The following is a 9,930-nucleotide window of genomic DNA, read 5'->3' as shown; positions in this document are numbered from 1 at the left end:
GCCAACCCCAATAGCGCCTTGTTCAGCAGTCTCCTAGCTGTTCATGCTTAGGGACGGTGGCGGTAACGGTTACGGGCGGGGCGGGTCCGCGAGGGGAATGGCCGGTTCAGATGCAGCCGCTGAGTGCCGCCAACATGTAAGGGATGTGGACGAATGCGGCGAGGGCGATCAGAGCGGCCATGCAGCAGGTGCTGGCGGTCGCGGCTACGGCTCCGGCGGTCCCGCGGTCAGGTTGCACGAGGTGCGCGATCCGGTTCGGGCCGAGCGCGTAGAGCGCTCCTTCTGCGGTTGGTTGCTGGGAGAGGCGGGCGGCCTGACCGAGGACGAGTAGCGCCCCCGCCAGCGCGGGAGTTCCGGATACTCGCCGGGCGTGGTCGTCGGCGGCGATCTCCAGGTAGTGGCCCAGGGCGTCCTCGGCGGCGGCCAGCATCGGGATCCACCGCAGTCTTGTGGTCAGTCCGCTGACGATCGCGGTAATGAGATGGTGGCGCTGCTGTAGGTGGGCGTGCTCGTGGGCTAGGACGGCCACGAGTTCGTCGACGGAGAACAGCTGGACTGCGCCGGTGGAGATCACGATGCCGCCGTGGCGGCGGGGGAGGCTGAGGGCGAATGGGTGTGAATCGTCCGCCAGGAGCACGTCGTATCCGTGCATGCGTCGAGGCCGTGCGGTCTGTCGGTATCGCATTGCGGTGCGCAGCGTGCTTCGGCGGCGGCGGATGGTCTCGATGCTGACTGAGGTCAGGTGCAGCAACACGGCGGCTGCTGGCAGTGCCAGCAGAATTGCCACCGGGAAGGGAGTGTTGAACGTCTGGTCACCGAACGGATTGGCGGCAGCAAGGCACTGCTCACACACCTGGGCTGCACGGGCTGGAAGCACCACCGGCCCCGAAAGTACCCATGCGAGCACCGGCCCCACCGCGAGAAGTGTCAGCACCCAGGCCGCCACGCCGCCGGCGAGCAGTCCTGCGGCCAGGCGCGGGACCCTCATAAGCAGCGGGGCGGCGCTGCGCAGTACTCGCGGGCCCGCCAGTGCGGACACGACCAGTCCGATGATCAGCATCGCGGCCAGCAGTCCGGAGGTCATGGGTTGATCCCTTCGTCGCGGCGACGGAGGTAGTCGCGCAGCAGGTCCAGGTCGGTGTCGGGGATCCGCTCCGCGAAGTTCAGGATGGACGCCGCGCGATCCCTGCTCGTGCCAAGTGCATGGTCCATTACCGAGGCGACGTGTTCCTCACGGGTGCACCGTGCCTCGTACACCGTGGATCGACCCCTTTTGCCGGAGTCGACCAGGTTCTTGCGGTGCAGGTTGGTCAGAACGGTGGCGATGGTGGTGTACGCGAAGTCTCCGGGTAGTCGACCGATGAGCTCGCGGATGGTGAAGGTCCCCTCGTCCCACAGCAGGTCCATCACCTGTGTCTCCAGGGTTCCCAGCCGGGGCGGCTCCCCGACGGTCTCGGCAGCGCTCATACCCGCTCCTCGACACGCACTGCGGGCAGCGGGCATGCGATCTGCCCCCGCAGACGCACCACGAGCGCGATTCCGGTCAGCAGCAACGCCACGATCGCCAGGATCGGCTGCACCGGCGCGAACCAGGTGATCGCCCCGGAGTATCCCAGAGCGAGCAGCGCCAATTTGTTGCAGACCGGGCAGCCGACCGCGAACCACGCCAGGACTGCGCCGATCATGCCGAACCGGCTCGAGCGACGGGCCTCTACGTCGTCTCCCAGCTCCGTGGTGCCCTCGACACCTGACGGCGAGGCAGTCGCCGACCCGCGAACGTACGTGGCGAAGAGCATCCCGGAAAACACGGCGGTGAGGATCCAGACCGGGTAATTCCACCACACCGGCGGGATCTCCCGGGTGAACACCGAGTTGGGGATCAGTACCGTCGCCAGGCCGAGGAGTACTCCGAAGACGAGCGCTACCGCGCCTGCAGTCACGACCTGGCGCGGCGTCCACGTCCGCAGCCCGCGTGCCGCGAGTGCGAGGGTCTGCGGCCACGACGTCAGGGCACTTCGGAACCTATCCATACGGGCCATCATGCCACGGGCCGACTATCCCCAATAGTCGACTATGTGTAATAGTCGTACCGGTCGATGATCCACCAGTTTGCGAAAGGGACCGCCCGTGAGCACCAATCAACCGCTAGCCCGCCACACCCTTGAGGCGAAGTACCGGCGGGCGACCATCGGGAACTGGATCCTGGGTGCGATCGCCGTCTTCCTCGGGATCGTGGTGCTCGCCCAGACACTGACCGGCCAATCCCCGACGACTGGGACGTCTGTGGCCGCGGAGTCCGCTGACGGCGCGCAGACCACCGGGGGCGACATGGAGTTCGTTCGGCGCGAGGCCGATGACCCGAAGGCGATCGGTGATGTCGACGCACCGGTGGTCCTGACAGAGTGGATCGATCTGCGGTGCCCCTTCTGTGCTTCGTTCAGCCGCGACACACTGCCCGTGTTGATCGAGGAGTACGTGGACACCGGCAGGGTCCGCATCGAGTTCACCGACGTCGCCTACTTCGGCGAGCAGTCCGAGGACGCCCAGATCGCGGCGCAGGCCGCCGCGAACCAGGACAAGTACGTCGACTACATCACCGCCGTCTTCGACGCGGCCCCCGATAGCGGACACCCGGATCTGACCCGCGAGGTGCTCATCGACTTCGCTGAACAGGTCGACATGCCGGACATGGAGAAGTTCACCGCAGATCTCGATGATCCGCAGATCCGAGCGCAGGCGGAGGCCGAGACCCGCAATGCGCAGCAACTCGGCGTCACGGCCACCCCGTTCTTCGTCGCGGGCCAGGCCGCGCTGTCCGGAGCGCAGCCGGTGGCCACGTTCCGTGAGTATCTGGACGAAGCTCTCGCGGCGGTGGAGTGAGTCGTGGACATCGGACTTGTTGGCGCGTTCCTCGGTGGTGTCCTGACGCTGCTCAGCCCGTGCTCGGCGATGTTGCTGCCCGCGTTCTTCTCCTACGCCTTCGCCGCCCCGCGGGAGCTCCTCACCCGCACCGGCGTCTTCTACCTGGGCCTGGCCACCACGCTCGTCCCCCTCGGGGTCCTCGCCGGGACGCTCGGGGCCTTCGTCAACGAGCACCGGTTCACCTTCGTCACCGTGGCCTCCGTCCTCGTGATCGTGCTCGGCCTCCTCATGCTGCTCAACGTCCCCGTGCCGTTCCTGCGCCGGGGGACCAACACCGAGGGCACCTCGATGACGGCCGTCTACGCCCTCGGCACGGTCTACGGGCTCGCCGGCGTCTGCGCGGGCCCGCTGCTCGGCGCCGTCCTCACCGTGGCCGCCGTCTCCGGCACGCCACTGTCCGGCGGGATCATCGTCCTGGTCTTCGCCGCAGGGATGGCGCTGCCACTGTTCGTCCTCTCGCTCCTGTGGGGACGCTTCCCCGCCGTCCGGAACCTCGTCCGGCCGCGCGAAGTGAAGATCGGACGCTGGAGCAACACCTGGACCGGCCTCATCGGTGGCGCGCTCACAGTCGCGGTCGGCGTCCTGCTGCTGGTCACTGCCGGCACCACCGAACTGAGCGGCATCCTCGGCGCGTCCGACCAGGCTGCGCTGGAAGGTGCCGTGCTCGACAGTGCGGGCAGTATCCCCGATCTCCTCGTGATCGTGGCCGCTGTGGCACTCGCTTCAATCGGCTGGTTCATCATCCGCAGGCGCCGTAAGCGTGCTCCGGCTGTCTCGGGAGTCTCGCTGCCAGAGACCGTCCAGCTCCACACCGCTGCGGCTGCCAGGGCGGATACCAGGTTCGACGAATGACGACAGACACCGTAGTCATCCTCGCCCAGTCGATCGGGGAGACCTTTCAGCAGACGGTCGTGTCCGGGCCGATTCTGCTCGCCCTCGGGGCCGCCGTGCTGGCCGGGCTGGTCTCGTTCGCCTCACCCTGCGTAGTGCCGCTCGTGCCCGGCTACCTCGCGTATCTGGCCAGTGTCGTGGGAGCAGAACGGCCCGCCGTCACCGCAGCTGGAGCCGAGCGCCGCCGGGTCGAAGCCGGCACTCTCACGCTGGAGGAGAGAAAGCGGAGAGTATCGAGTAGGCGCCGAGTGGTGTTGGCCTCAGTACTGTTCGTCGGTGGCTTCACCGTGGTGTTCGTGCTGCTGTCGGCGATGGTCCTCGGGACCGTGCAGTACATCTCGCCCCGACAGGAACTTCTCCAGCGCATCGGGGGCGTCGTCACGATCTGCATGGGACTTGTGTTCATCGGTGTCGTCCCCGCGCTCCAACGCGATACGCGGATGCAGCCCAAGGCGCTGACCACGTGGCTGGGGGCGCCGATGCTCGGCGGGGTGTTCGCCCTTGGTTGGACGCCGTGCCTGGGGCCGACCCTGGCGGCGGCCCTCTCGGTCGCAGCCGGCACGGGCCTGGATGCGAGTCGCGGCGTGGTGCTCATCGTCGCCTACTGCGCGGGGCTGGGCCTGCCGTTCGTTCTCGTGGCTTTCGGCTCGACGTGGGCGCTACGCACCGTGGGGTGGCTACAGCGACACACACGCAAGATCCAGGTGTTCGGCGGCGTGATGCTCATCCTGGTGGGTCTTCTCCTGCTCAGCGGCGCATGGGCGCTGTTCATCGGCTGGCTGCGGGACTTCGCGATCAGCGACACGACCCTGCCGATCTGATGACGCCCTCGTCAGGAAAGGAACACAACGTGTCGCGATCGCACAGATCGGGCCGACTGCCGATCGGCACCATCCCCGGGCTCGTCATGCTGGCGATCCTCATCATCTTGGTGGTGGCTATGTGGCGAGCCGGAGATGCAGGCGATGGGGATACGGCCGGAGGGGGTGTCGTCGCGCAGCAGCAACCGGATTACTCCTATGCGGAGCGAAGGGAGACGGGCGATCCGTTCGCGCTCGGTCCCGTGGATGCTCCCGTCGGGCTGGTGGTCTTTTCCGACTACCAGTGTCCGTTCTGTGCGCAGTGGAGCCGCGAGACGCTTCCGGTGATGAAGGAGCGGGCCGAGGCAGGTGAGCTTCGCATCGAGTGGCGCGATGTCAACGTGTACGGCCCGGCGTCCAAGCGTGCGGCGATGGCCTCGTACGCAGCCGCCGAGCAGGGTCGGTTCTGGGAGTTTCACGACGCTCTGTTCGACGGTGGCCGCACACGGTCCGAACGGGATCTCTCCGAGGCGGCTCTCGTCGCTTTGGCGGGCCAGCTGGGGATGGACACCGAACGATTTGCCGCCGACATGATCTCACCGCAGGCGGCCGAGGAGATCGCACGGAACGAAGAGCTGGGGATCGAACACGGCGCGAGCGCGACCCCCGTGTTCATCCTGGGTGGGTCGCCGATGGTCGGCGCACAACCTGTCGAGGTCTTCCTCGACGCCCATGAGACGGCCCTCGAAACCTCGGGCGGAGGGTAGCCCGGTGGACATCGGGCTGCTCAGTGCGTTCATCGGTGGGTCCCTGGCACTGTTGAGTCCCTGTGGGGCACTGTTGTTGCCCGCGTTCTTCGCCTCCACCGTTGGCTCGGGGCCCCGATTGTGGCTGCATGGCGTTGTCTTCTACGTGGGTCTGGTCGTGGTCCTGGTGCCGCTCGGGATCGGTGCCGGCGTGGTCGGCAGCGTGTTCGTCACCAACCGCGGAGTGATCATCATTGCCGCGTCGGTATTGCTCATCGTGCTCGGGGCGGCGCAGGTACTCGGGTTCGGCTTCGACGCCGCTCGCCTCCTGCCGGGGGCGGGCACGCTGCAGAGCCAGTCAGACGCCCGCGCGGGTCTGGTAAAGACGGTGCTGCTCGGCGCTGCCAGTGGCGTGGCCGGCTTCTGCGCTGGGCCGATACTCGGAGCTGTTCTGACGCTGGCGGCTGCGCAGGGCGATGTGGTCACTGCGGGAACGCTGCTGGCCGTTTACGGCGCCGGGATGGTCGTGCCGCTCACCGTCCTGGCCGCACTGTGGGGCCGTATCGGGACGCGGACCCGAGCCGCGCTGCGGGGTCGAACGTTCACCGTCCTTGGCCGCGAACTGCACAGTACCTCGGTGGTCACGGGCCTGCTCATCCTCGCGGTCGGGATCCTTTTCTGGACGACCAACGGCTTTATCGGGGTCCCCGAACTCGTGCCGATTGACGTCCAGGCCGGGCTGCAAGCGGGCGTGGCGGCGGTCGCGAACCCCGTCGTGGACGTCCTCGTGCTCGTCGTCCTGGCCGGGATCGGACTGCTCGTCTGGAACCGGATGCGCAGTCGCGGCCGCGCCACGGTGTCCGAACCGGAGCCTCGATGACCCTGCTGGTGATCCGTCTGGGCTTGGCTGCCATGGCCGGTGCGCTCGTCTACGCCGCGTTCCCGCCCGTCGGATGGTGGCCGACCGCGTTCGCCGGCCTCGCCTTGCTCGTGCTCGCGCTCGGGCCGGTCCGGGGCCGCCACCCCGGAACCGGGACCGGCGCGCTCCTCGGCCTCGTCTTCGGGGTCGTCTTCTTCCTCCTCTTGGTCCCGTGGGTTGGTCTCTATGTGGGCGCCTACGCTGCGTGGGGGCTCGCGCTGGTGGAAGGGTTGTATCTGGCGGCGTTCGGGGCGGGCGCGGTACATCTCGTGCGAGTCGGGGTCCAGAGCGGCCCGTTCGCTGTGGCCACGACCATAGGACTCGCGGCGTGGTGGTCTCTCTGGGAATCCATCCGCGGGTCCTGGCCGTGGGGCGGTTTTCCCTGGGGCGCACTGGCGTTCGGCCACGCCGACGGTGTTCTGCTGCCGCTCGCGGCGCTGGGCGGTTCGCGATTCCTCGGGACCGCGATCGCTGCGACCGGTTTCGCGGCGGGGTTGATGATTCTGGCCCTGCTCGATCGAGCTCGGCCGGTCTCGGTGGCCGCGCCATTGGCGATACCGGGGGCCGTGCTGGCGCTGCTGGCGATCGCCTCCACCGACCTGGTCACACCCAATCTCGGCCGGGCGGGAACACAGCAACTTCGCGTCGCTGTAATCCAGGGCAACGTTCCCCGCCTGGGACTGGACTTCAATTCCCAGCGCACCGCGGTGCTGCGAAACCATCTCGACGCCACGTACCGACTGGCAGGGCGGGTCGTGGCCGGTGAGGATCTGCAGCCCGACCTCGTCCTGTGGCCGGAGAACGCCTCGGACGTGCCGGTCCTGGACACTCGAGAGGCGGCCGAGCAGATCACGGCCGCCTCCGAGGCGGTAGGGGCACCGATCTCACTGGGTACGATTGATCGCATCGCCGACGGCCCGGAGTCGTTCAATACGCAGCTGCTCTGGGACGGCACATCGGGGCCGGTGGACCGCCACGACAAGAAGTACATTCAGCCGTTCGGCGAGTGGCTACCGTGGCGCGGCCTCTTTGAGGCGCTTTTCCCCGTCGCAGAGAGCGCGGGGCACTTCCTCGCCGGTGACGGCTCGGGCACGCTCGAAACTTCAGGGGTCGTCACTGGCGTCGCGACCTGCTTCGAGGTGGCATTCGACTCCGCCGTACGCACACCCGTTGCCGGAGGTGCTCAGGTCCTCACCGTCCCCACCAACAACGCGACCTTCGGCTATTCCCCCATGACCTATCAGCAGCTCGCCATGTCGCGGGTCCGGGCGGTCGAGCACAACGTGCCGGTACTGGTCGCAGCCACTAGCGGTGTGAGCGCAGTCATCGCCAAAGACGGCACTATCGAGCAGCGGACGGAGATCTTCGAGGCGGCTACTCTCCTCGCCGACCTCCCACTGGGCGACGCCGGGACCCTGGCCACGCAGGTGGGAGCGCACGTCGAGATCGCACTCGATGTACTCGGGATAGTTGCACTCGTGCTCTCACTGGTCTTCCTCCGGCGCGCAGCAATCCTTCGCCGGCACCTGAGTCCCCGCAGCCAAGAAACTCTGAGTTAGGGGTGTCTCAGTGCGGTGGATCATGTCTCACCGTGAGCGGGGAATGGACGCCTCACCATTGGTGAGACGTCCATTCTGGGGGAGTGTCGGTCGGGGCCGGCCGGCCTCAGCTGCGCGTGGGATCGGCTTCGCTGCTCGTAGACAGGGCCGCGCGCAACCGTGCGTCGGCGTCGTCGGCAATCTCACGTACCTGGGGACTGCCGCTGAGCTGGACCATGGTCTGCGGGTCGATGGCCTCCACGGTGGTCTGCCCATCGCCGTTGCCGCGACGAACCACGACGTTGCACGGCAGCAGGACGCCGAGCTGCGGTTCGGCGGCCAGGGCCTTGCTGGCCAGGACGGGGTTGCAGGCTCCCAGGATCACGTAGTCGCCCACGGCCTCGGCGGCCTCTTCGCCCAGCTTGGTGTTGAAGGTCGCCTTGACGTCGATCTCGGTCAGGATGCCGAAGCCCTGGTCGGCCAGGGCGGCCCGGGTGCGCTCCAGGGCCTGCTCGTAGGACATAGGGACAGTGATGGTGCGGGTGTAAGTCATGGACGCCTCCTTCGATGGTTCGTCGACGGCGTTGAGACTTCCAGATTCCAGGCTGTCAGAGTCGGCGGAAATCAGGCCAGGGAGAGAAACAGCTTCTCCAAATCCTTCTTGCCCAGCGATTCCTCGGGGTTGGTCAGGCACTGCTCGAGGCCGCTGGCGATGATCGCGAAGCCGGCCCGGTCCAGGGCCTTGGACACCGCCGAGAGCTGGGTGACGACGTCCTTGCAGTCGCCGCCCTCCTCGATCATGCGCACCACGGCCCCGAGCTGCCCCTGGGCACGCTTGAGGCGGTTGAGTGCGGGTGTCAATTCAACGGTGTCGAGCTGCATGGGGACTCCTGGCAGAGGTGGAAGGTCACACCATAATATACCCGGGGGGGTGTTTTGCCTAGCCTCCGCTTTCGATCGCGGGCCCTTGCGCTCGGCCCCCGCCAGTTGCCGTGCCGAATCCCCTCGACGGTGGCGGCAGGGAGGGGCGGGCGGGCCAATCGCCGACCGTCCGAACCGGGGGAGTGGGCTTCCGGCGCCCCGATCTCGATACCCCGTGGGGTATGTTGCACATACCTAGTGGGGTATGTACATTCGTGGCACGCCCCGAACAGGGAACCCCGATCGACAAGGAGATCTCGATGCTTCTCGAACGCATCTATGACGAGGACCTGGCGCAGGCCGGCTACTTCATCGGCTGCCAGTCCAAGGGCGAGGCCGTGGTCGTCGACGCCCGCCGCGACATCCGCGAGTACCTGGACCTCGCCGCCCGGCACGGCATGACGATCACCGCCGTGACCGAGACCCACATCCACGCCGACTACCTCTCGGGTACCCGCGAGCTCGCCGCGGCCACCGGGGCGAGGGTCTACGTCTCGGGCGAGGGCGGGGATGACTGGCAGTACCGTTTCGACGCTGAGCGGCTGCACCACGGTGACAAGCTCACGCTGGGCAACATCACCGTCGAGGCCGTGCACACGCCCGGGCACACCCCGGAGCACCTGTCGTTCCTGGTCACCGACGGGGCGTTCGCCGATACCCCCGGGTACTTGCTCTCCGGTGACTTCGTCTTCTCCGGGGACCTCGGCCGGCCCGATCTGCTCGATGAGGCCGCGGGCGGCGTCGACACCCGCTACGAGGGTGCCAAGCAGATCTTCCGCAGCCTGAAGGACTCGTTCGTCACGCTGCCGGACCACGTCCAGGTCTTCCCCGGCCACGGCTCGGGTAGCGCCTGCGGCAAGGCGCTGGGTGCACTGCCGTCGACCAGCGTCGGTTACGAGCGTCGCTACGCCTGGTGGGGCGGGTACGTCGAGCGTGACGACGAGCAGGGCTTCATCGACGAACTGCTCGACGGCCAGCCCGACGCGCACGCCTACTTCGGCCGGATGAAGCGACAGAACAGACAAGGCCCGACGGTCCTCGGCCCGCTTTCCCCACTCCGCGAGTACGCCCCGGCCGAGCTCTCAGCCGCGCTCGAGGCGAACCAGGTCGTCGTCGTCGACACCCGGGGCCAGGACGAGGTCCACGCCGGTACCGTCCCCGGTGCGCTCAACATCCCCGGCGTCGACAAGGCG

12 protein-coding genes are annotated in these 9,930 nt (G+C 67.6%); 7 read left to right on the top strand and 5 right to left on the bottom strand.

Annotated elements, in window-relative coordinates; genetic code table 11:
• Positions 1-106: 106 nt before the first annotated feature.
• From G6023_RS02975 to G6023_RS02965, 3 genes are read right to left on the bottom strand one after another with little or no spacing between them, the layout of a single operon-like run.
• The gene (locus tag G6023_RS02975; RefSeq protein ID WP_067718130.1) at positions 107-1,084 is read right to left on the bottom strand and encodes a M56 family metallopeptidase; all 978 of its coding nucleotides are present in this window, start codon (positions 1,082-1,084) and stop codon (positions 107-109) included.
• Entirely contained in the window at positions 1,081-1,467 is a 387-nt protein-coding gene (locus G6023_RS02970; RefSeq protein WP_067718127.1) for a BlaI/MecI/CopY family transcriptional regulator, read from the bottom strand. Before G6023_RS02970 ends, G6023_RS02975 begins: the two co-directional genes overlap by 4 nt.
• Complete coding sequence (locus G6023_RS02965) at positions 1,464-2,030, bottom strand: hypothetical protein (protein WP_235027685.1); 567 nt, start codon at positions 2,028-2,030, stop codon at positions 1,464-1,466. The genes G6023_RS02970 and G6023_RS02965 overlap by 4 nt, the downstream gene beginning before the upstream one ends.
• Positions 2,031-2,127: 97 nt before the next feature.
• On the opposite strand from G6023_RS02965, the gene G6023_RS02960 reads away from it, so the two are divergent.
• The 6 genes from G6023_RS02960 to lnt are packed head-to-tail and all read left to right on the top strand — an operon-like array spanning position 2,128 to position 7,837.
• Positions 2,128-2,880, top strand: coding sequence for a DsbA family protein (locus G6023_RS02960; protein WP_067718121.1), 753 nt, complete (start codon positions 2,128-2,130; stop codon positions 2,878-2,880).
• Positions 2,881-2,883: 3 nt separating this feature from the next.
• Positions 2,884-3,774, top strand: a complete 891-nt coding sequence (locus G6023_RS02955; RefSeq protein WP_067718119.1) for a cytochrome c biogenesis CcdA family protein — start codon at positions 2,884-2,886, stop codon at positions 3,772-3,774.
• Positions 3,771-4,634 (top strand): cytochrome c biogenesis CcdA family protein, encoded by an 864-nt coding sequence (locus G6023_RS02950; protein ID WP_067718116.1) that lies wholly within the window; start codon positions 3,771-3,773, stop codon positions 4,632-4,634. Before G6023_RS02955 ends, G6023_RS02950 begins: the two co-directional genes overlap by 4 nt.
• A gap of 29 nt (positions 4,635-4,663) precedes the next feature.
• Entirely contained in the window at positions 4,664-5,380 is a 717-nt protein-coding gene (locus tag G6023_RS02945) for a DsbA family protein (protein WP_067718113.1), read from the top strand.
• A 4-nt stretch (positions 5,381-5,384) separates the two neighbouring features.
• Positions 5,385-6,239: a cytochrome c biogenesis CcdA family protein gene (locus G6023_RS02940; protein WP_067718111.1), complete on the top strand. Its 855-nt coding sequence runs from the start codon at positions 5,385-5,387 to the stop codon at positions 6,237-6,239.
• The gene (gene lnt, locus G6023_RS02935; protein WP_067718108.1) at positions 6,236-7,837 is read left to right on the top strand and encodes an apolipoprotein N-acyltransferase; all 1,602 of its coding nucleotides are present in this window, start codon (positions 6,236-6,238) and stop codon (positions 7,835-7,837) included. The genes G6023_RS02940 and lnt overlap by 4 nt, the downstream gene beginning before the upstream one ends.
• A gap of 106 nt (positions 7,838-7,943) precedes the next feature.
• On the opposite strand, the gene G6023_RS02930 is transcribed toward lnt, so the two are convergent.
• Together G6023_RS02930 and G6023_RS02925 are read right to left on the bottom strand one after the other, a co-directional pair.
• Entirely contained in the window at positions 7,944-8,369 is a 426-nt protein-coding gene (locus G6023_RS02930; protein WP_107749405.1) for a DUF302 domain-containing protein, read from the bottom strand.
• 71 nt (positions 8,370-8,440) lie between these two features.
• Positions 8,441-8,698 carry a metal-sensitive transcriptional regulator gene (locus G6023_RS02925; protein ID WP_067718103.1) on the bottom strand — a complete coding sequence of 86 codons (258 nt, stop codon included), beginning with the start codon at positions 8,696-8,698 and terminating at the stop codon, positions 8,441-8,443.
• Between the two features lie 299 nt (positions 8,699-8,997).
• On the opposite strand from G6023_RS02925, the gene G6023_RS02920 reads away from it, so the two are divergent.
• A partial coding sequence (locus G6023_RS02920) for an MBL fold metallo-hydrolase (protein WP_182634045.1) occupies positions 8,998-9,930 on the top strand: 933 nt, incomplete at its 3' end.

It is taken from the genome of Dietzia sp. DQ11-71 (assembly GCF_014144995.1).
Taxonomy (GTDB): Bacteria; Actinomycetota; Actinomycetes; order Mycobacteriales; family Mycobacteriaceae; genus Dietzia; species Dietzia kunjamensis.
This window is presented reverse-complemented; position numbering and strand designations above follow the sequence as displayed.

Bases quoted from the DNA above. Each gene is read 5' to 3' on its own strand.
- G6023_RS02975 (WP_067718130.1), bottom strand. From the start codon at position 1,084: ATGACCTCCGGACTGCTGGCCGCGATGCTGATCATCGGACTGGTCGTG.
- G6023_RS02970 (WP_067718127.1), bottom strand. From the start codon at position 1,467: ATGAGCGCTGCCGAGACCGTCGGGGAGCCGCCCCGGCTGGGAACCCTG.
- G6023_RS02965 (WP_235027685.1), bottom strand. From the start codon at position 2,030: ATGGATAGGTTCCGAAGTGCCCTGACGTCGTGGCCGCAGACCCTCGCA.
- G6023_RS02950 (WP_067718116.1), top strand. From the start codon at position 3,771: ATGACGACAGACACCGTAGTCATCCTCGCCCAGTCGATCGGGGAGACC.
- lnt (WP_067718108.1), top strand. From the start codon at position 6,236: ATGACCCTGCTGGTGATCCGTCTGGGCTTGGCTGCCATGGCCGGTGCG.
- G6023_RS02930 (WP_107749405.1), bottom strand. From the start codon at position 8,369: ATGACTTACACCCGCACCATCACTGTCCCTATGTCCTACGAGCAGGCC.
- G6023_RS02925 (WP_067718103.1), bottom strand. From the start codon at position 8,698: ATGCAGCTCGACACCGTTGAATTGACACCCGCACTCAACCGCCTCAAG.